Origin of the sequence: Cobetia sp. D5 (genome assembly GCF_035666195.1) — a bacterium.
GTDB classification, from domain to species: domain Bacteria; phylum Pseudomonadota; class Gammaproteobacteria; order Pseudomonadales; family Halomonadaceae; genus Cobetia; species Cobetia amphilecti.
The window spans coordinates 2,539,483-2,561,302 of sequence record NZ_CP142020.1; the positions used below are offsets into that span (position 1 = coordinate 2,539,483).

At 55.7% G+C, this 21,820-nt stretch carries 18 protein-coding genes; 1 reads left to right on the top strand and 17 read right to left on the bottom strand.

The window, feature by feature from the left end; translation table 11 throughout:
- Positions 1–166: 166 nt before the first annotated feature.
- Positions 167–850 (bottom strand): DUF938 domain-containing protein, encoded by a 684-nt coding sequence (locus U0O11_RS10625; protein ID WP_324689873.1) that lies wholly within the window; start codon positions 848–850, stop codon positions 167–169.
- 136 nt (positions 851–986) lie between these two features.
- On the bottom strand, positions 987–1,925 hold the full coding sequence (locus U0O11_RS10630; RefSeq protein WP_324689875.1) for a LysR family transcriptional regulator: 939 nt from the start codon (positions 1,923–1,925) through the stop codon (positions 987–989).
- Positions 1,926–2,059: 134 nt separating this feature from the next.
- On the opposite strand from U0O11_RS10630, the gene U0O11_RS10635 reads away from it, so the two are divergent.
- A complete protein-coding gene (locus U0O11_RS10635; protein ID WP_279854856.1) occupies positions 2,060–2,614 on the top strand; it encodes a flavodoxin family protein in 555 nt (184 codons plus the stop codon).
- A gap of 126 nt (positions 2,615–2,740) precedes the next feature.
- Here the strand turns inward: U0O11_RS10635 and U0O11_RS10640 are convergent, their stop codons facing one another.
- From U0O11_RS10640 to rfbB, 15 genes are all read right to left on the bottom strand, one after another.
- Entirely contained in the window at positions 2,741–3,796 is a 1,056-nt protein-coding gene (locus U0O11_RS10640; RefSeq protein ID WP_324689878.1) for a glycosyltransferase family protein, read from the bottom strand.
- A 291-nt stretch (positions 3,797–4,087) separates the two neighbouring features.
- Positions 4,088–5,122 carry a glycosyltransferase family protein gene (locus tag U0O11_RS10645; RefSeq protein ID WP_324689880.1) on the bottom strand — a complete coding sequence of 345 codons (1,035 nt, stop codon included), beginning with the start codon at positions 5,120–5,122 and terminating at the stop codon, positions 4,088–4,090.
- Positions 5,122–6,174: a phytanoyl-CoA dioxygenase family protein gene (locus U0O11_RS10650; RefSeq protein ID WP_324689882.1), complete on the bottom strand. Its 1,053-nt coding sequence runs from the start codon at positions 6,172–6,174 to the stop codon at positions 5,122–5,124. Before U0O11_RS10650 ends, U0O11_RS10645 begins: the two co-directional genes overlap by 1 nt.
- Before the next feature lie 61 nt (positions 6,175–6,235).
- Positions 6,236–8,386, bottom strand: coding sequence for a glycosyltransferase family 2 protein (locus U0O11_RS10655; RefSeq protein WP_324689884.1), 2,151 nt, complete (start codon positions 8,384–8,386; stop codon positions 6,236–6,238).
- Between the two features lie 330 nt (positions 8,387–8,716).
- Positions 8,717–10,126 carry a hypothetical protein gene (locus U0O11_RS10660; RefSeq protein WP_324689886.1) on the bottom strand — a complete coding sequence of 470 codons (1,410 nt, stop codon included), beginning with the start codon at positions 10,124–10,126 and terminating at the stop codon, positions 8,717–8,719.
- Between the two features lie 29 nt (positions 10,127–10,155).
- The gene (locus U0O11_RS10665; protein ID WP_324689888.1) at positions 10,156–11,148 is read right to left on the bottom strand and encodes a glycosyltransferase family 2 protein; all 993 of its coding nucleotides are present in this window, start codon (positions 11,146–11,148) and stop codon (positions 10,156–10,158) included.
- Between the two features lie 19 nt (positions 11,149–11,167).
- Positions 11,168–13,183 carry a glycosyltransferase family 61 protein gene (locus tag U0O11_RS10670; RefSeq protein ID WP_324689889.1) on the bottom strand — a complete coding sequence of 672 codons (2,016 nt, stop codon included), beginning with the start codon at positions 13,181–13,183 and terminating at the stop codon, positions 11,168–11,170.
- Positions 13,180–14,112, bottom strand: a complete 933-nt coding sequence (locus U0O11_RS10675) for a hypothetical protein (RefSeq protein WP_324689890.1) — start codon at positions 14,110–14,112, stop codon at positions 13,180–13,182. Before U0O11_RS10675 ends, U0O11_RS10670 begins: the two co-directional genes overlap by 4 nt.
- Complete coding sequence (locus U0O11_RS10680; RefSeq protein WP_324689892.1) at positions 14,112–16,037, bottom strand: rhamnan synthesis F family protein; 1,926 nt, start codon at positions 16,035–16,037, stop codon at positions 14,112–14,114. Before U0O11_RS10680 ends, U0O11_RS10675 begins: the two co-directional genes overlap by 1 nt.
- Positions 16,038–16,049: 12 nt before the next feature.
- Positions 16,050–17,093 carry a hypothetical protein gene (locus U0O11_RS10685; protein ID WP_324689894.1) on the bottom strand — a complete coding sequence of 348 codons (1,044 nt, stop codon included), beginning with the start codon at positions 17,091–17,093 and terminating at the stop codon, positions 16,050–16,052.
- Between the two features lie 63 nt (positions 17,094–17,156).
- Positions 17,157–17,705 carry a dTDP-4-dehydrorhamnose 3,5-epimerase gene (gene rfbC, locus U0O11_RS10690; protein WP_324689896.1) on the bottom strand — a complete coding sequence of 183 codons (549 nt, stop codon included), beginning with the start codon at positions 17,703–17,705 and terminating at the stop codon, positions 17,157–17,159.
- Between the two features lie 390 nt (positions 17,706–18,095).
- Positions 18,096–18,986 (bottom strand): glucose-1-phosphate thymidylyltransferase RfbA, encoded by an 891-nt coding sequence (gene rfbA, locus U0O11_RS10695; protein ID WP_279838671.1) that lies wholly within the window; start codon positions 18,984–18,986, stop codon positions 18,096–18,098.
- 5 nt (positions 18,987–18,991) lie between these two features.
- Positions 18,992–19,723 (bottom strand): CatB-related O-acetyltransferase, encoded by a 732-nt coding sequence (locus U0O11_RS17655; protein WP_442872626.1) that lies wholly within the window; start codon positions 19,721–19,723, stop codon positions 18,992–18,994.
- A gap of 93 nt (positions 19,724–19,816) precedes the next feature.
- Positions 19,817–20,710: a dTDP-4-dehydrorhamnose reductase gene (rfbD, locus tag U0O11_RS10705; RefSeq protein WP_324689899.1), complete on the bottom strand. Its 894-nt coding sequence runs from the start codon at positions 20,708–20,710 to the stop codon at positions 19,817–19,819.
- A 2-nt stretch (positions 20,711–20,712) separates the two neighbouring features.
- Complete coding sequence (gene rfbB, locus U0O11_RS10710) at positions 20,713–21,792, bottom strand: dTDP-glucose 4,6-dehydratase (RefSeq protein ID WP_324689900.1); 1,080 nt, start codon at positions 21,790–21,792, stop codon at positions 20,713–20,715.
- Positions 21,793–21,820: the final 28 nt, after the last annotated feature.

Here is a 21,820-nt window from a genome sequence, read left to right on the forward strand (position 1 = left end):
GTGAGTCGGCGATTCAAGCGCTTGCGCACTCCCCTGCAGCCGCATTTCCTTCGCCAAGACACGACAATGCCCCGACCTGGCGACAGGACGGGGCATTGTCGTAGTGAGTGGGTCACATGAGGTGTAATTATCCCCTCCGACGGCCTACTGACGGCCATCGCCTGCGCTAACGCCGAAAGACCACACTCAGATTGTTCGCCGGCATCTCGACGACCTTGTCGAGCCGCAAGCCGTTGCGCTCCGCTTCCTCGATGACCGCCTCCAGATCACGCACGCCCCATAGCGGGTTGCGGCTCTTGAGCTGCACATCAAAGCCTTCGTTGCTGGGTGCCGTATGCTGCCCACCCCGCTTGTAGGGGCCGTAGAGATACAGCACACCGTCCTTCGGGAGACGGCGACCGGCCTGCAACATCAGCTCGGATGTGACCCGCCACGGCGAGATATGGATCAGATTGATCGCCACCAGCGCATCGCAGGCCACCTCAGGCCACTCGGCCTGCACATCCAGCGGGATTGGCGCCTTGAGATTGGGCAAGGCGGCCTCGGCGCGCCAATCCGCGATGGATTCCAGCGCACGCGGGCTGGCATCGCTGGGTTGCCATTCGAGATGTGGCAATCCGTGAGCGAAATGCACCGCATGCTCGCCGCTGCCACTGGCGAGTTCCAGCACCTGACGCCGCTGTGCCAGCACCTCCCGCAGGACATCAAGAATCACGTCACGATTGCGGGCGACCGCCGGGCTCGCCAGACGACTCGGCTCGGGGAGTGCCTGGGGCGTCGTGCGCACTGGTGAGGAGCCATCCGCCAATGGCAGGGACTCGGGAACTTCAGGCGCTGGGGGACACGACATGCCAGACTCCTTGCAACGGATACATGGGGAAACGATCAGGTGACGCAGCATAGCAAAACCATCGCGAAAAGCCCCTGCCGGCAGCCCGTCACACAGGACGATGAGCCCTCGTCGCCTCCGGGGCAGGATCTCGCCCTCAGGTTATCTCCTCCTCAACAGCCGAGGCGGTGTGATACGGTCCCGCTTCCGCAGATCCTGCCAAGACATCGGCCAGATGATCGATCAGCGCGCGCAATGCCAGCGGCATGTGTTGGCGAGTGCTGTAGAGCGCATGCATCCCCAGTGGCTTGGGCGCCCACTCCGGCAGCACGGCCTCGAGCTCCCCGCTGGCCAACAGGGGCGCAACGGCGAATCGGGGCAGCATGCCGATGCCCCCCTGCCAACGCAGGGCTTCCATCAGCAAGGTAGCTTCGTTGGTCTTGAGTCCCCCGCTCACCGTCACCTGACAGACCTCATCATCACGATGGAGCGTCCATTGTCCCGGCCCGAAATGCGTGTAGGTCAGGCACTGATGCTGGGCGAGCTGCTCAGGATGCGTGGGGCGGCCATGAACCGCCAGATAGCCAGGTGCGGCACACAGCACGGAATGGCATTGCCCCAGAGGACGACAGATCAGCTGAGGATCCAGCTCATTGGTAATGCGGATCGCCAGATCAATGCGCTCCTCAATCAGATTGACGCGCTCGTTGGTCGCCAGCAATTCCAACTGCACACGCGGATATCGGGCCATGAAGCTGGCAAAGGCCTCGCCCATCAGGGATTGGGCCGCAATCACGCTGAGACTGACACGCAGCGGGCCGCAGGGTTCGTCACTTTGGGCAATCCCCGGCCACGCGACCCGATCCGAGAGCGCCACCAGGGTCTTCAGAGTGGGCAGTAACTGCTCCCCGGCCCCCGTCAGGCTCAGATGACGGGTTGAACGATGCAGCAACCGTACACCGGCCCAGGTCTCTACCGCCGCGACATAGCGGGACGCCATGGCACGCGACATGTCCAGCCGCTCGGCAGCGGCCGAGATACTGCCAAGCTCCACGCTGGCCAGAAACACCTCACTGGCCGCAATACGATCGATCATCTCCGCCCACCCCTCGCCTGCATCTGCTCATTTCATGCAACAAAGCGTCACTCGCCATACGGTATCTCGCTGACGCGGGCCTGACTAGACTGACCTCGTTCGTGAAATCTGTCATGACCCCAGAGGATGTCTGCATGAGCAAGATTGCCGTGATCGTTTTCTCAGGCTATGAACACACCCAGCGTGTGGCAGAGTCGGTGGTGGAAGGCGCTGGTGCCACGTTGATTCGAATCGACCCACAGGGCGAGATCAGTGAGGCGGAATGGCAGGTACTGAATGACTCGGATGCCATCATCTTCGGCACCCCGACCTATATGGGAGGCCCTCCCTGGCAGTTCAAGAAGTTTGCCGACGCCAGCTCCAAGGTGTGGTTCTCGCGCGGCTGGCAGGACAAGGTCTTCGGCGGCTTCACCAATAGCGCCAGCCTCAACGGCGACAAGCAGATGACCCTGAACTACCTGCAGACTCTGGCCATGCAGCACGGTGGCCTGTGGGTCAGTCTGGGACTCGCTCCTGCCACCACGCTGGCAGCCACCCGCGACGACGTGAACCATCTCGGTGGGTCCGCCGGAGTTCTGGTGCAGTCTCCCTCCGATGCAGGCGCTGAGGCGATCCCCGCCGGTGATCTGGAAACCGCACGCCTGTACGGTGAGCGCGTCGCACACATCACCCAACGCCTGGTGGGCTGATCTGACACCCCACTGTCAGGTCGCGGGAAGATCAGACCCTGAAAACGCCAACACCCCACAGGCGATGGAATGCCTATGGGGTGTTGGCGTGTAGGAGGATAGTGTCTCGTTACCCGAGTGACAGTGTCACATGGGGTAAGTGGCCATCGTGCTGCGGGCCCGCCAGAAGTCCAGCACTCGCAGGGGGTCCCCCACCTCATGGGCCTTGTGCTGGGCGTTGTGCGCCATGGCACGCGTCGCATCACGATCGCCCAGCAGGCGCTCGAGGGCGGCTGTCCATTCAGCCGGGTCATCCCCGACCAACAGGCCATCGACGCCGTCCTCGATCAGATCCACATAGGGCGCCCGGCGACTGTAGATGCCCACCCCGCCCATGCGGGTGATATCGAGAAATCGCAGCCAGGAGGCGGCACGGTTGTCGGAATTCTCCATCAAGGGTGCCAGGCCGATGGCGATCCGACGCCGCGAGCAATAATCCTGAAAGGCCTCCCAGCTGACGGCCTCCATCGTCTTGAGGCGGGGAATATCGCTGAGCGCCAGCGGCAGGTGACGACCCATCATCAACTCCACCTCACTGTCCGAATGCCGCGTCTGGATATCGCGCAGCACCGGGGCCAGTGTGAGGATGTCCTCACGATGCGCCAGAGTGCCGTGAAAGCCGATGCACCAATCGCTCTGCTCGAGATGATGCAGATCCGGCAGCTTGCCGGTCAGTGGCGGCGTCAACAGGCTGACGTTGGGATGCAGGCTCGCCAGAGCGGCCTCCAGCTGCTCGCTGACCACGACGACCTCATCCGCCAGCGCGAACAATCGCTGCTGCAACTGAGCCGCTTCAGACTTAGCGCCTGCTTCAGGGGTGGAGGTGCCCTGCTCCGCTGCCAACGGCTCAGGCGAATACAGATGATCGACGAGGTAGCAGATACGACCGAGCTGCTCACGGTGTGTTTCCAGCATCTCGATCCATTCCCGTCCCAGGCTCCGCGCGATCAGCAGGCAGGCGCCGGTGAGGCGCGCCTGGGCAAGCTTGGGGGAGAACTTCCAACGGCGGGTTTCAAAACGCTCGACACGTGTGCCTTCCTTGCGCAACGCGGCCATGGCAGGGAGGAAGAAGTAGATATCTTCCAGCGCCTGGGCTTCATCACTGAGGACGATCCAACGAGGAGTGGTCGGGAAGGCGGTCATGTCAGTCTCCTTTACTCGAGGCATTCATGGTCCCGGCACGTTCGGCGTCACCGCCAAACAAGCGCGAGCGAGAGCACACACTGACTCTGGGACGCTTCCTTTGAGCTTAATGATTTCTGGGCATCACACCACTCAAATTTTGCTGGTGTGTATCGGATGTAATCATCGTGTTACCTGCGTTGGAGGCCAAATCGCCGCCGGCAGTGTCAGATTGGTCGTCCTCAGCTCCAGAAATGACAAGGCCCGCAGGGGTAGCTGCGGGCCTTGTGGGTTGGGATCATCTCGCTCAAGTCAGCGCGAACGCCAGAAGTTCGTGCATACCTCTAGAGCGCCAATATCTCGAGCTTTCTGCAGTGCCCGCTCTGCCATGGCCTGCGTGGCGGCTGGGTCAGCCAGCAATTGCTCCAGCGCTGCCCGCCACTCGCTGGGGTCGTCCCCCACCAAGAGCCCATCGACGCCATGCTCGACGATTCCGTCATACGGCGCCCGGCGGCTGTAGATACCGACGCCACCCATCGCGGTGATGTCGAGAAACTTGATCCACGACTTGCCACGATTGAATGGCGTCTCCAGAAGCGGTGCGAGACCGATCTGAATGCGGCGCGTCGCCTGGTACTGTTGAAAGGCCTTCCAGGGCAGCGCCTCCGGAGTCTCCAGCCGTGCAATACCGGAAAGTGATTCCGGCACGTGTCGCCCCATCATGATCTCGAGGCGTAGTTGGAGATGTGATGCCATTACTGGCATGAGTGCCGGCGCCAGGTGCGCGATGTCATCTCGATGCGCACGGGTACCGTGGTAGCCGATGGTCCAGTCAGACTGTGTGAAATCGGCCAGCTCAGTTACCGGCGCCAGCATTGGCGGTGTCAGCAACGAGACATTGGCGTGCTCTCGCCCAAGCTTCTCCACCAGCGCCTCACAGCAGGCCACCACCTCATCCGCGAGCGCAAGCAGTGCGGGCTGACGCATCGCCAGACCGCTCAAACGCGCGACATAGGCGGCAGGCAATCCATCGGTACGGGTCACGGCGCCAAGATCATCGTCGATCAGATAGACGATACGACCGAAGCGCTCACGATGACGTTCGAGCAGGCGCACCCAACGCTCGCCCAGCGAGCGCACGATCAACAGATTGGCACCTGCCAGGCGCCGCAATGCCCATCGCGTCGGTAGGTGGTAGCGGCGTGTATCGAAACGCTCGACGACGGCCCCCTGCTGGCAAAGCGCAGGCGAGGCCGACTCAAGAAAGTAGATATCTTCGGTGGGTCGAGCACCATCGCTGAGAACGACCCACCGCACGCCTGCCAAGGATGAAGCTTCAGCCGACATCAGGACGGGTCCTGCGCACGCAAGGGCTCACGCGCCACGATATGCCAGGAAGACTCGACACCACGCGCCGCGGCACGCTTGTCATCCCGCGCCCGCTCTGCCTTAAGCACACGATACTGCAGGCGATTGAGCCATTCGCCGCCCAGTCCCGGCAACGGCAGGAAGGGTGTCGTGCGACTCATTCCCCACAGCGCCAGACGAGAACTGCCCGCCTCGGCAGGGCCACGGCCGTGCATGCCGAAGGTATCCGCGATCAGCAGCGTGTTGGCAGGCACCTTGAACAGCGTGGGCGCATTGAGACCGAAGCGGGCCAGTGCGCCTTCCTCGACCCGGAAGGACCCTCGCTGGGTATAGCGATTGGCATGCTCACGCGCCGTCAGGCTCATGTGATATTCCCAATCCAGTCGGCCCTTGTTCAACTGCGTGGACTGAGGCACGAACATGAAAGGCCCGTTGCGCTCGCTCACCTCCTCCAGATAAAGCCAGAACTTCATGGTCGGCTGGAAGGTATCCACGTGCAGGGACTTCTGCGGGTCTGCCTCATCACTTACGCGGGCGCCATTGAACACCTTCTCGAGATGCACGATGGGCAGGCGACGATGGCCGGCGCAGAAACGCAGCAGACGCTTGAGCTGTGGGTCAGCCAGCACTTGCTTAGCCACCGGCAGCTCGCTCAGGATCTCCGGGTCCAGCAATACACGATGCGTGCGGGTATCCCCCTGACAACACTCACGTACCTCACCGGGACCGTGATCATGCACGGTTTCAAGCTCTGCCTTTAGTCGCGCGAACAGCTCTGGCGACAGGAAGTTCTGCTTGAGCAGGTAGCCATCACGCAGATAGGCCTCACGCTCCGCTTTCGGTACGCCGCGACTGAGCATGGCCATGCGCCAGCGCATGATCCGAGACGCCGCCTTCACGCGCCAGACGTGCAGTCCGCGGCGATTCAGACGCTCGCTCCCGATCAGCGGATTGGCGATGAAGGACTTGGCACCGGTGAAAAGCGCAAGGCCCCACAGGGGAGCCTTGAGCGGAAATCGTGAACGGGACATGGCGTTCCTTGCGAGACGATGTTCAATAGGCAGCTACAGGCACGACGGGGCAGTGCCCTGCTCAGCGTAACGAAAAGTCTTCGTGGACGAGAGTCAGGTTGGGGTTGTAGGCCGGATCATTATCCAACTGCTCTGCCCAGGTAGTGCGCATGTACTCACATTCAGAGAGCCAGCGTGCTCGCTTCTTCGGCGTATCATCAGCCCCCCTCGAGATGGATTCGTGATGATACAGCTCTGCATAGGGCGTCCACAGATTGCGGTATCCCGCTTCTCGCACCTTGAGACATAGGTCTACATCGTTGTACGCCACGGCGAGCTTTTCTTCATTGAGGCCGTTGACCTCATCAAAGACCGAACGTCTCAACAGCAGACAGGCTGCGGTAACTGCTGACAGATTCTGGGTAGATTTCAGTCGCCCCTGAAAACCATCTTCATCACGGTTGAAGAAGCGGTGGGCATGTCCGGCAATGCTTCCAAGCCCCAGGATTACGCCAGCATGCTGAATCGTACCATTGGGATAATAAAGCTTGGCGCCGACACATCCGATGTCAGGACGACAGACCTGCGACACCATTTCCGTCAGCCATTCACCGTTCATTGGCTCGATATCATTGTTGACCAACCCGATGATATCGCCACGTGCCTCGCGGGCACCGAAATTGTTGATCGCTGAATAATTGAAAGGCTCGTCCCAGTGCAGTACTCGTACGCGCTCATCACGTGCGGCTACTTCGCGCATATAGTCAAGTGTCTGCGGACAAGTGCTTTGATTATCGAGAATCAACAACTCGAAATGCCGATACTCGGTATGTGTAAGAATGGCATCGACACACGGCTTGAGAATCTCTACCCCGTCCCGAGTGGGGACCAGCAACGATACCAAGGGTTGTGATTCCGGCAATTGCCATCTCACGCGGACGTTCTCTCCGACATCATCCTTGGCCTCTACCAATACCTTGCCCGGTTCAGCGACAGCCGCCACATTATGGCGTGCAAGGTAGTCGCTCACACGTGCCAGATGCCGTGTCCCCCAGCTTCCTTGGTCGGTCACTGCCGAAGGAAGATAATCATCGGGAACATGCACCAGTACCTGGGGCACCCGCCACGCCAGCGACTGATGGCTCTTGTGAACCGGTTCAATCAACTCCAGTGCCAGTTGATGGATAAGATCGGCAGTGTCCACTGTCGCGGCATGCCCTGTCCCCAGAGAATAGCGGCAGACCTGCCACTGCTCACGAGACCAAAGCCCCAGATGCCCCAGATACGGTTTGGAAAGCAATAGATCCGGATTCCAGCCAGGCTTGAAGTTCGGTGAATGGCGATGTCCAGCCGAATCAAGACGATCTTCATCGCAATACAGGAAACCGGCCTGCGGTTTCTCCCCCAACAACTGTACGAAGCGTGACAGCGCTTCAGAAGCGAGTGCAGCACCCACCGTCATCAACCCAACCCAGTCCCCCAGCATCTCGCTGCTGAGTGCTTCAAGCTGGCCCGCTACGCCATCGGATGAGCTCTCCTCCTCAGTCAGCAGCCTGACGCGTGCATCACTCTCGCAGGCAGCAGCTAACCAGTCATGCCGCTGAACGGCCTTATTCGTCGCTGAGACCACTAGCTGCCACTGTGCATGCGTTTGCTCTACCAGACTCGCTAGGCTATTGCCAAAGGCTTCCTTGGTGACATTTTCATCAATCAGCATTCCTAGGCTGAGCACCATATCAACATCGTTTTCAGCCGCTGAGCGAGCAGTAGCAGTGACATTCGTCAGGCTTTGCCCCAGTGATTCGACCATATCGATCCACTGCTGATAATTGTGCTTGGAACACAGGCTTATGAACGTACTGTCATAGTGGCGCAGCGCTACGACTGACCACTTTTCACCAGTCTGCTGAACTTCTTGCCGGATAGCGCGGGTCACTTCTCGCTTCGACAAGCCACGAAAATGTCGATGTGCCGTCACCAATCGCTGCATCAAGCGATCCTTGGCAAATCCAGGCGTCAGCCATACCAGCCTGAAATGTTTGAGACGGAAAGTGCCACGGCTGTTGATGGGACATAGTGTGATACGTCGTACTCCACGTGGCACTCGCAGCATGCGACGCGTGATCTTGCCTGCTCTCAGCGGCAGCTCCACCGTATGAATTCGATCGTCCGTTTCAAAAGTGATGACCGCCGCAGCCCCCGTAACTGAGCGCTCCATGTCTATCTCGACCATGTTCCAGCCTGGCAACGGCCGAGGCCCTTCCCAGAGAAAAGCGGGTGTGCTGGAAAGCGAGCGCCACTCCCCATCGTCAAGAGGCGCAAGGTCACTATTGATTCGCAGGTAACGCGGTACGCGGATATGCAGAGGCAGTGAAAGAAAGGTAGGGGCTTTGGCAGCGGAGGACTGGAGCTGCGATCCCTCAAGAAACGGTGGTGTCGGCAAAACTTTCTTCCATTACAGGTAAAAGATGACAGAGACAATTGACGTCGAACGACCATACGACAAAACTCCGCCCGCTACACTGGGCGAAGTCAAAGACTGCATCATCATCTGAGGGGGACTTCAGTGTGCGGTGATATCATCACAGGAAGCATCGGAAGAATTTACCTGCTCCAAGACCGATTTCTTGTCCGCAATGCGTCGTTGCATCTTTTTGATGCCTCCCCCCCCGGGGCGAGTCTCCAATGCCTTTTGAAGCAGCAGTAAGGCATCATCCAGCAGGCCCTGTTGCTCAAAATAGGCGCCCAGTTCTCGAAGGCGGTCGGCTTCTTTCATTTTGCTGCTGGCGATGATGCCACGCGCGCGCGCACTCAATCCTGTCCGTGCGGCTGGCTCCTCAAAATCAAGGCCCAGGAGGTCCAGAAGTTTCAGGAAGGCATAGCCCTGACGACCACTCTGATATTGTGACAAAGCCTCCTCCTTGATAGCGTCCAACTCCTTGGGACATTGCGCCTCAAGGTATGCCAAGGGACGATAAGGGTTGCATAACTCAACTGTACGCGCCCTTTTCTTGCCCTGAGGAGGAAAAAGTACATCTCGGTCCAATGATGGGAAGCGCTGCATGACAGGTTCCATTGCAGCGAGGAACATGTCATTGATCTCCTGATACAACGGTGCGGGAATGTCCTGACTCCCCAGCGAATCCTCCTCGGGATGCTGATCAGAGTAGCCCTGCAAGGCCCAGTCGATTTCACGTCCAATCTCGGGTGGCAACTTGTTCAACACTGTATTCAGGATGCGCTTGAGCTCAAGCGCAGAACGTACATAGCTACGATTGGTAATCCTGCGCTCAGGAAGCAATGCCGCAAGCTCAGAGGCTGGCACACCAAGTTCTTCAAGAAATACCGCCTCAATCTGAGGCTGATTTGCGCTGGGCTTCTGATAAGTCAAGAAGCGGCAGCTATCATCACCGAAAGCATCTGCCCACTGGAGCAATGGCGCCCCCGCAAGACTGGGTTTACCGTTGCGCATTACTGGTGCGAGATGGTTGGAAAGACGCCATGTTTCACCATGACGCTTTATTCCCTGGTTGTGATTGCCCATCAAGTAATCAATCGGGGCGCGCACGAAGGCAATAACACGAATTTCCTCTGGCACCAGATTGAGATGCTCATGCAACAGGGTGTAAAGTGCTTGCGCCTGATTGAAGAATGACTCTGAAGATAAAACGAGTTTCAGTTTTTTCTTGCGTGCATATGACAACCACTTGTTCACAAGTGCTGCAGCGGCTTCGAAGTCACCCTCGCGTAAGATCCCGCCCAATTGCCCATGCCCACCTGACACGCCATTCTTGTCGATGCCATGTTCGGGATAGTAGAAGCCAAGCCTCTCGAGTGACTTGCGTGAACTCAACATGAAGTTCTGCAAAGCTGAAGAACCCGCTTTTGGCGAGCCAATGTGGAGACAGATGGAGAAAGACTCTAAACTGGTATCCATTGTCTGCCGTGTAGGGACAATCCATTTTTTAAGCATGTACCGACGCCTTTAATATCAACCTATCATCAAGATATTGCATGTGAGGTGCCAGATAGCAGCTTGGATGCAATATCTAAGGCTTCAGGATCGCCAGAAGACATAGATTTCAATTTCTCTACAACATAATTAGACTTACTTAACATCTCTTGCTTATCTTTCACAACTAGCGATTCTACACCTGTGTTATTATAAAACTCCTGCCGAGCATTCATATATTTATTGTAGCTATCTTCAGGCCAACTGAACCTACGACGCGAAGGGTTTTCTACCCCTTTATATCCAGATCTATTAGTTTTTAAATCATCCTTAGATTTTGGCTGCCCCTTTTTAAGAAGGGCAAAATATTCTACTTCTGACCTATTCATACGATGTATAATATAAGCTGATCGTTTCTTTATACTGCTTTTTTCAAGCAATTGGGGCCTTTCCTTCTGAAATATTGCTTGATCGCCAGAGGGGTCAACGACTGTTAAATTATAAAAAACGGGTCGATGTATGCGTACACGTCTAATACTTTCCCACGGCCTGGGGCATAATGTTTTCACATGCGAGCCGAAATGGAATCTAGAACTTGGAGTAAAAATTGCAAAGGGCTCTGAATAGCCTATCTCACAGTACCAAGGATAGCTAATAGCCTCCTGACCCTCAGTAATAGATCTGACATGGTTATCAATATTGGTTGAGAAGTCTGAAGGAGTCCAAAACTCATCAATATCTAAAGGCATCCAGTAGTCAACATTTAAATCTTTACAGCGAGCTATATCTTTGGCATAAGAAATAACTTGAATCTTCCCGCCTATTTCAGGACCGCAATAATCAACCCAGTCAACTATCTCATATTCGAGACCCGGTACATACTGCTGTAGCGCCTTAAGCACCTCGACACTTGAGTCAGTAGTACGATTTATATAAACAACTATACTTTCGAAACCGAAATAGTGATGATGGAAAACCCATTCAGCCAAATAAGGAGCTTCATCTTTTGCTATGGCACAGACCCTATAAGTAACTTTACCCATATTAACACTCCAAATAAATTCACATCGACTCAATAATTTCGTCAGACAAAGTCATATTCATTCTATGGTAAAAGTCTCTATCATTCGCGTAATCCATATTAACAACATCAACAAGTTCATTGTCATTAGATAATGCTTGTACGGGTCTGTATATTAAACCATTAGCAGTAGATAACTTATAAAACTCTGCCGAAAGATGTGCACAGAATAACTCTGTGACTTGCGTACCCGGTTCTGAAAAAACTATATTTGCCAAGCCAGCGCCATGTGGCGCGATAACATGAGTCGCGTTGCGCATAATGGCAGCGGTTTCTGATATAGAATGATCTTCACAGTAGTATGTCTTGTATCCCAATTCTTTGATGTGTTCGATTAACTGAGCTTCATTCAAAATACGCCGTGCATTTCCTTTTGAACGAGAGATATATATTTTGCTAGAGAAATTCAGCGCCTGTGGTGTATAAAAAAGACTACGCACAAAATCTGATACCCATTGGGGAGTATAGAGGGCACGACGGCAAGGCGTTACACTGACAATATCCTCCGCCGTAAAGCACTTCAAGTGATTAGTATAATCACTGACAATACTATCATCGATACCAAGCAACTTGAATGATTCACGTTTAAAACGAGAGCCATAGAAATTTACGATGATCCTGTCAAAATCGCAGCCAATATCATATCCTGCTTCAGTCACAGCCTTTATCTTAGGTAGTAAATCTAGCAGCCAGTGGCTGTATAAATTAGACCCAGGGGTTGTCAAGTCGAGAATACGTCCGGAAACTTTCTGCAATTTTGCGTTTCGATTCTGGAGGTGACGCTCGCCGGCAGGTGTACTTAATGCCTTGACACTGCTACCGTTCAGCAAGAAAGCCTTGGCTGGCTTTAAACACACATCAGCATTGGCTAGATGCAAGACTCTGACTGCAGGTTCGATTTCCTGTAAATTTTTACTGATTAGCATATGGTCAGTAGGAAATCTTGTCGGTAGAGTCCTACTCCTTTCAGGGTATACTTCAATATTTTTCTTTATTTTACCGGCGGCACCCGCTCCTAGACTCGAGAAACCACCTAAGTCTTCCAGAATCCTTTGCGCCCCCTTTTCGGCCGATATTACTGTTTCTCCCCGTATAGGAATCGGCTTTGAAAATTCATACCAAGCAACTCCAGTTTCATGGTTATTAGCTATGAATCGGTTATCTGATGCAAATACATCGTGGATGCGTCTGCGTACCTCAGCTGACATATAATCATCATCGCGCATATATAGCGCGGGATCCGAGGAATGAGACTTTTCAAGCTGATGCTTGATACTCTCATCATGGATATCCCGGAAAATGTGATTCACTTTGGACAGCGCTTCACACAGATATGGGTTCAGACTCTTGTTGTCGATGGAATCCTCCGGCTTTTGCACCTCGGAGATGATTCCGAGCCGTGCAAAGAAGTCAGCGACAAGATCCCCCTCGATCAGGCTATCCCGCAACAGCGGAACCACCGTGACGTTCGACTTGCCATAGAGGTTGCTAAATGCACTGGCAATCACACGATAATTCGGGTTCTTACCCCTCAACGCCTGCTCGACGAACGCCTGAAGTGACAGCCCTTTCTTGTAGCCCCACTGCTGCCAGGCCGACATGATGAACTGATCTTGACGGCGAATGTAATAGATCACTTCATGACTAACAAAGGTGTCACGCAGCAAGCGATGGATATTAAGTCCTGAAGCCGCCCCCAACTGGTTGACCAGATTCTCGGCACTGATCAGGACAGACTGAGAGCTGTCGCCGTATTTCTCCTTGATGCGAGCCAGCTTGGCCTTCAGTGGCTCGAGGTCCTTCTGCTCCATCGCATGACGGAAGAAGGCCCGTGGCGTCTCCCCATTGGGATTGAAACCCTCGTCACCAGGAGTGCGCATCTGCGGGTCAGGAATGACATAGCCATGCGATTCCAGCAGCTTGCGATTCTTGATGATCGCCTTCTGGATCGTCGTGGACCCACACTTGGAATGCCCGGGGTGCAACACCAGCTTCATGCCAAATCTCCCAAAGAGAAGGTGGCGGCTGGCAGTACCTTGATGGGCTCATACTCGGACTTGTTGAAACTACCCGCAGGCAGACCGAACCATTCGATCAGCTTCTGATTGCCCTGCTTGAAGTGGGCATCAAACGCCTGCTGCTCCGCGACGGAGAAAAGTACGTGCTTGTCCTGGTCACTATCGAGCGTCTCTGCCAGAGAGATGATCTTGTCTCTACGGCGCGCGAATTCGGCATTGCCCATCTGTCCACGACCGAATCTCTGGACCAACGGCAGGCAACGAGTCGGCAGCGACGGATTGATGATAGCTGTCTCATCGGCCTGATTGGCACCGGGGCGATACTCGACACCGAACGAGGCCAGGAAATCCTGCACGACCTGTCGGCTGTAGGGAATCACGGAGAGATTCTCTCCACCGACGTGCTTTTCCCACTGACGAACGTGATTCAGATAGTTCAACCAGCTCACATTGCGCATGGCGAGGGTGAACAGTGATGCCTCGTAGCGGATGTTGGGGTCTTTCACCAGCTGGTTGAACAGCGACAGCAGCAACTCCGACTGCGGGCGCACCGTGAAGATGACCTTGACCGTCTCGAAATGCTCCGCGACGAATTCCTTGAAGCGCGGATTGTTGAAATACATCGGCGACAGCTCGGAAGACAGCAACACGCTTGCGGCTGGGCTTGCCTGCATCTCTACGCGCAACTTCTCCAGCGCATCCGCTGGTGACATGTCGCTCTGATAGGCGCCACTCCCCTTGAAGGACAATGCGAAGGGATGATGAGAGTGATCGGGCCACTGCAAAGATTGTGGATAGAGAATGCCCTTGGCAAGGAAATCCTCATGTTGCGCCTGAATCTGCGACTGAACAGCAGATGTCCCCGTCTTGGACCAACCAACGTGAAGGTACAGAGTATCTTTTTTCATCATTCACCAATAAACGGGTTGCGGCCGATCTGGCTTACCAGAGCGCCCCATTTCAGAATCTGGGCTTCATTCAGTGCATCCTTGCCCGTCAGCACATCTGGCATACCCAGGGCGCGCCACTTGTCCATCGGGTGAAGGATATGGAACGTTGTCAGGCCCATATCACCGGGACGCTGGGCATCAGCCACGACATTGTCCCCGATATGCAGATGTCGACGGCCTTCCTCGCGTGCGAGGTCTTCCTTCACCATCGCCCACATGGTGCCGCTATCCTTGCGCTTGCCTTCCTCACTGGAGACCATCAGCCGATAGGCTGCGGCGATACCCGCCTTTCGTAACATCAGGCCAACCTGATCACGGGTGTAGTAGGTATCGGAAATGACCCACAGAACATGCCCGGCAGAACTCAGATGATTGAACAACTCGACCATCTCGTCCTTGGGCTGGATCATCGCGAGATCCAATTCGAACTCACGCTGCATCCATCCCTGCGCGACATCCTTGCTGACCTTGTACACATCCGCCAATTCGTCATAGATGGCGTCGATGCGGATATCACCCTGGAAGCTGGCACGCTTGCGAAGCGTGAATTCAGCCTCGTTGCGTGTCTTCACGAAATCATGAGCTGAGGAGGCGATATCCTGCTCCACCAGCCACTTGCCCAACTTCAGCTTGGCATAATCCGGTACGGTGAATTCGCGGCGAACCAGCGTATCGAAGACATCGAAGCTGATGATCTGATGCGCCTGGATGGCAGGCATGTGCTGTTCGATGGAACCGTGGTAGCTCGCGGTGATGTAGCTCTGGTCAACCGTAAAATCGCCACCGGACGGATAATAGAAGAACTGACGGTAGCCCAGGTTTTCCGCCTGAGCGCCGAGAATACGTTCAAGCGCATGCAGCTTGGAGCCATCATTGGGCAACGGCTCTTCGGGGAAATCTTCGTACTTCCAGTCCTTGCCGACAATACCCTTGAGCGCCTGTGGGCGTGCCCAGAACATGCCACCTGCCGGGTAGCTCAGGAAGTCACTGACATGGGCGATATCCAGCGCCTGCTGCCATTCTCGCATGAAACCCTTGTTCATGGTCTGGTGATTCACCCAGCTAGGCATCATCCAGAATGTCGTCGGGTAATAGACACCGAGTGTCTCGTCCTGAGCGAAGGCATTGAGGGCCCGCTTGACGACGGACTTGTCACTCAGCAGGAATTCAGTGAGGTAATCGGCCCACTGAGTCTGCTCACGACCGGAATACAGGGACTTCTTGGAATGCAGGTGGCAGAACAGGTCGTACTGCTGCAATACATCGCCATACTCGACCAGCAAGGGGCCGAAGTTGCGCCCACGATTGGGCACATGCCGAACCTCTACCCGCTTGACGCACGCATGCTTCTCGAACGTCTTGCGTGCATGTGCCTCGTTCACGCCCTTGGCAAGAGTCAGCAACACATCCACCTGGATGGGCATGTCATCCAGTGCCTGGGCGAAACGCTCGATGAAGTCCTCATAGAAGACGTGCAGACACACCGCCATCTTCAACTGACTGGCCGCTTCTGTCAGCATGGCGTCCAGAGGCATGCGTGTCTGAGGTACCCAGCGTGGCGTCAAGGGCACATGCTGACGCCCTTCGCGCTTGCCATTCTTCAGATAATGGAACAGCGGGCTCTGCTGGTCGTAGAACACATCCATGTACATGCGATGGTAGCTTTCGCCATCGAAGGCTGGAGACGGATGAATCGGAGCAAAGCGTGACTTGTGGAGATAATCCTTGAAGGCATGCGCCGGAGAAAGAAATTTCTGGCCATAACGCTGCTGATACCAGCCGGCATCGAAAAGCCCCAAGGCTTCGGCTTGCTCGAATTCACTTCGCTGGGCCTTGGTAAGAGATGCAGAATTTCGTTTGGTAAAGACATTGAACGGTTTCATGACAGCTCTCGATCAGATGTTGAAAAGGGCTAACGGGTTCAAGATGCCATTCCCCGAAAAGTCATCATCCACGAAGAACAGGTGCCAGGCACATTGCGGTATGGCCCCCTGTCGCGTCGCGAAGTTTTCATACATCTGCTCGACTTCTTGTGGTGTGAAGCTGACCCCCGCTTCCAACCACTTCGCAACCTGATCAATTGCACCATCGAAGACTTCCTGAAGGTCATGGAAGTGCCGCTGGGTTGCGGCCTGCCGGCCGTAACAGAATTCGAAGCCACCATCGCTGTCCTGAAGAACATCCACTACCTGCCCATGCGGAGCGGTCATCAGCGACTCGAACAGCAGAGAGCGGTCGAGCATCTGGTGGCCTTCGCCCCAACTGATTCCCTCACGGAAGACGCCAGCCAGGTTGGCTGTCGCTCCACCCTGCTGACTCTTGCCAGGCTTTGTCGCCACGTAGTACAGACCGAAGGTTTCGCGCTGCATCATGCGCGTCAACAGCTTCTGGATAGTACCGGAATACCCCAAGTCCAACATGATGGGGGCAGGACCATCGGTAAGTCCCAATGATTTCAGGTAGGCCATCACGCCCTGCCTTGTCGGGGCGACCAGGGCTTTCAAGCACTCAAGACGAGGTTCCAACCATTGGACGACCTCATCCTGTTGCTCAGGAAGCTTGACGTGCATCTGCAGCAATTCAACCGGCAGTACACTGAAGGCTTCATGCATCTGCAGACCAAAACGCTTGCGCATCAGGTCCAGCATGCCCCCCTCGAAGTCATTGCCCAGCGCCAGTGGCCAGAGGAACTCCTCTCCGAGATTGGCTCTGAACAGCAAGGTACGAGATACCTTGAGATACTGCGGTGAATTGTCGAATGTCACCAGACTCTGCGCCTGAAGACGCGTCAACAGACGCTCGAAGCACCAGCCCTCGCGAGCCAGACATACCGGTACTCGTCCCGCACCTTGAGCTTCCACTGCTTTTGCATACACCAGGAAGGCCGGCCCCATGAAACTGGCACCGAACTCCCTGAGTGCCTGACGAGTATTCTTCATCTTCTCACCCATCCATAAGCGTTCGAGCTGGAAATTTCCTTGACTGGCATGATGCCGTTCACGTCATGCAAAGACAGCAGCCGTCTCGAAAGATTCACCGTCTTCATCCTTGCCCGACAGCTGCGGCGCTTCACCATTCACCAGCGGCCACTCGACACCCACGCTGGGGTCATTCCATTTCAGCGAATACTCATCACCCGGTGCGTAATAGTCAGTGCACTTGTACTGGAATTCGGCGGATTCGCTGATGACATAGAAGCCATGAGCGAATCCCGGCGGCACCCACAGCATCTGCTGATTGTCTTCACTCAGGTGTGCACCAACCCACTGCCCGAAGGTCGGGCTGCTCTTGCGCATGTCGACGGCCACATCAAAGACTTCGCCCTGCGTGACACGTACCAGCTTGCCCTGCGGCTGATTCAGCTGGTAGTGCAAGCCACGCAGGATACCCTGACGGGATTTGCTGTGGTTGTCCTGCACGAAGGTGTAATCACCGCAGTGTTCGACGAATTCGCTCTGACGGAAGGTTTCCATGAAGAAACCGCGCTCATCACCGAATTTCTTTGGCGTCAGCAGCACGACATCCGGGATGGCGAGTTTTTCAAAATTCATGCGGGAATTGCTCCTTGTCGGGGACAGAAATAGCGTTGGCAGCCAGATATCTCAACGTTTCTTCTCGTCAAGCCACCTCTTGCCAGGCCTTATCTCGTCAAGCGGCCTTGCCGATGACAGCAGCATCACTGACGGCGTTGCCTGGCACGATACAGCGTGAAGAGTACGTATCTTACCGTCACATCACTGCTCGCCAGGGAAGCCATGGCCGCCTGCCATAAAAATTCCCGCAGTCGTCGTCATGGTCGGGACGACTGCGGGATCTTGACTACATTAGCATTGCCTTTAGCCAATTCGTACCAAAGGCATGATACAGCTCATCATGAACTTTCATTGCAGGACATGTCATTGCAGGGCATGTCACTGCAGGCTATGTCATCGATCGCCGTATCACTGATTGCCGCGGCGCTTGTCATCCAGACGCTTGAGTAGGTACTGGCCGTAGCCGGTCTTTTTGAGTGCCGTGCCCTGCTCCTCAAGCTGCTCGTCGGTGATCCAGCCATTGGCCCAGGAAATCTCTTCCAGGCACGCCACCTTCAAGCCCTGACGGTGCTCGATGGTCTGCACGTACTGGCCAGCCTCCAGCAGGCTGTCATGGGTACCGGTATCCAGCCAGGCGAAGCCACGACCCAGGCGCTCGACACGCAGGTCACCACGTTCCAGATAGGCATTGTTGATGCTGGTGATTTCCAGCTCGCCACGCTCGGACGGCTCCACGGACTTGGCGATCTCGACCACGTCATTGTCGTAGAAGTAGAGGCCAGTCACGGCATACGGTGACTTGGGCTTCAGCGGCTTCTCCTCGATGGACATCGCCTTGCCGGACTCATCGAACTCCACGACACCGAAGCGCTCCGGGTCCTGCACCAGGTAGCCGAAGACCGTCGCGCCGCTAGGCTGGTCCGCCGCACGTTTCAACTGATCAGAGAAGTGTTGGCCGTGGAAGATGTTGTCACCCAGCACCAGACAGACCGAATCATCACCGATGAATTCCTCACCGATGATGAAGGCCTGCGCCAGGCCATCCGGGCTCGGCTGCACGGCATATTCGAAACGCACGCCGTACTGATCACCATTGCCCAGCAGCTTTTCATATTGCGGCAGGTCTTCCGGGGTGGAGATAATCAGGATCTCGCGGATACCGGCCAGCATCAGGACAGAGACCGGATAGAAGATCATCGGCTTGTCATAGATAGGCAGCAGTTGCTTGGAAACACCGCGAGTGATCGGATGCAGACGTGTACCGGAACCACCGGCGAGAATTATGCCCTTGCGCGCCATAATGACTATCCCTGTTTTCTGATAGGTTGAATGTAATTTTCGGGGTGAAAAATACGGGGTGTAAACGTCTTTAGTTGAGAATGATATCGCCCAAATCTATCAATGAAATCGTCAGGTTTGGAAAAATCAAAACCTAGCCGGTAAAAATCGCCCAGCTCGTAGTCCCACCATTTTATTTCCTTGAGTGCCTCACATACCGATGGGTCGAATCGATACTTCTTGTGCACTGCTGGCGCACCGGCTACCACCGAATAGGGTGCGACATCTTTCAGAACCAAGCTTCTTGACGCAATGACTGCACCATCCCCGATGGTAATGCCACCTGCCAGCTGCACATCAGAACCTATCCAGACATCGTTGCCAATAATGATCGGGTTTCGATTGGGCTGCGGTGTCGGTACCTCGTCCTTGACGAGCGCGATATCGTGCTGGGCCTCATAAGCTTGCAGGTAAGCATGAACGTTCTCACGCCCGAAATTGAAATGTGCAGAGCTCAAGCCGACACACTCGATAGGATGACGGAACCCCATGCCCTTGACGTTCTCAGCAATAGAAACGTAACGCCCTCCCCGAGTCACCAATGGCATGGCGGAAGCACACGACGTGAACGCTCCAGAACTCCATAGCACATCCCCTCTCGCCAGAGTAGAAAACTCCTCGATTCGGGTATCAGCAGTGAACTTCAGGACATCACCGATCTTCCAGCGTTTCACATAAGGAGCGGGCTTCTTGTTCATCCCTGTGCGCGCCTGAAAGATATTGAAGTCTCTTAGCGCTTTGAGGAACGGCGGAGTGACGCGAATACTCTTGACTCTCATAGGCTAGATAACTCAGCGATCCAGATGTTCTTGGAGCGTCAGCGCCAGCTGGGACTGCCAGTCAGGCAGCACGATGCCGAGCGCGTACTCCAGTTTTTCGAGTGCAAGCCGCGAATTCAGAGGGCGTGTCGCAGGCGTCGGGTAATCTGCCGTCGGGATACCCCCCAGCGTCTGTGGGTCGATCGCCAGGGTTTCGCCCTGCTCGATGGCCTGACGGAAGATGGACTGCGCAAAACCATGCCAGCTGGTGGTGCCCTGCGGCGCCAGGTGATACAGGCCACTGTCTATCTGCTGACGCAGTGCCTCGTATGTGAGCAGCGCGATCAGACGCGCCGGTGTCGGTGCGCCGATCTGGTCATTGACGATGTTGAGGCTGTCACGCTCGCGCCCCAGCCTAAGCATCGTCTTCATGAAGTTGTTACCGCGTGCGGCATAGACCCAACTGGTACGGAACACCAGATGACGGCAATCACTGGCCAGTACCGCCTCATCGCCTGCCAGCTTGCTTTCCCCATAGGCTGACAGTGGCGCCGTCGGGCTATCTTCACGCCAGGCCTGGTCACCATCGCCGGGATAGACATAGTCCGAGGAGTAATGCACCAGTGTCGCGCCCAGCGCGCTGGCCTTTTCTGCCAGCAACGCCGGCAGCTCGGCATTGAGACGCATGGCGCCTTCGCGCTCCTCTTCTGCCTTGTCGACGGCCGTCCAGGCCGCTGCATTGAGGATCAACTGGGGCTGCCAGGTGTCAATCAGTGCGGCGACAGCGTCAAGATCACTGGCATCGACGTCGCTGCGGCGCGGCGCATGCACCTCACCGAAGGGAGCGAAACTGCGTTGCAACTCAAACCCGACCTGGCCATTGCCACCCAGAATCAGAATGCGACCAAAGCGATGGGAAGTCGTCATCATCAGCTCCCGGTACCCAGACGTTCACCGCGGTAGCTGCCATCCTGCACGCGCTGCCACCAGCTCTCATTGGCCAGATACCACTCGACCGTCTTGCGCAGGCCTGTCTCGAAGGTTTCCTGCGGCACCCAGCCCAGCTCGCGTTCGATCTTGGCGGCATCGATGGCATAGCGCACATCGTGACCGGGGCGATCCGTCACGTAACTGATCAGGTCTTCGTACTTGGCAATGCCCGCGGGCTTCTCGGGGACCAGCTCTTCCAGCAGAGCACAGAGTGTCTTGACGACTTCGATGTTCTGTTTCTCGTTATGGCCGCCAATGTTATACGCCTCGGCGATATTCCCTTCGGTGGCAACCTTGATCAGCGCACGGGCATGGTCTTCCACGTACAGCCAGTCACGTACCTGCTTGCCATCGCCATACACCGGCAGCGCCTTGCCCGCCAGAGCATTCAGGATCATCAGCGGGATGAGCTTCTCGGGGAAGTGGTAAGGGCCATAATTGTTGGAGCAGTTGGTCACCAATGTCGGCAGGCCATAGGTACGCTGCCAGGCACGCACGAGGTGATCCGAACTCGCTTTGCTGGCAGAGTACGGTGAACTCGGCGCATACGGTGTCGTCTCGGTAAAGAGATCTTCCGGCCCTTCCAGATCGCCATATACCTCATCGGTGGAGATGTGATGGAAGCGGAAGCCAGCGGCTTTCTCGGCATCAGACTCCTTCAAGCCCTTCCAATACTGACGCGCCGCTTCCAGCAGCTGATAGGTACCAACGATGTTCGTCTCGATGAAATCCGCCGGGCCATCGATGGAGCGATCCACGTGGCTCTCGGCCGCCAGGTGCATCACGATATCCGGCTGGAATTCCGCGAAGACAGCTTTCATCTTCTCGCCATCGCAGATATCAGCCTGCACGAAGTGATAGCGCTCGGAATCCGTGACATCCGCCAGGGATTCGAGGTTACCGGCGTAGGTCAGCGCATCCAGATTGATGACGGTATGTTGAGTGGAGCGAATCAGCTCACGGACGACCGCGGAGCCGATGAAGCCGGCACCACCGGTGATAAGAAATGTTTTACTCATAGAAGATTTTTGCCAGTGATTTAAATAA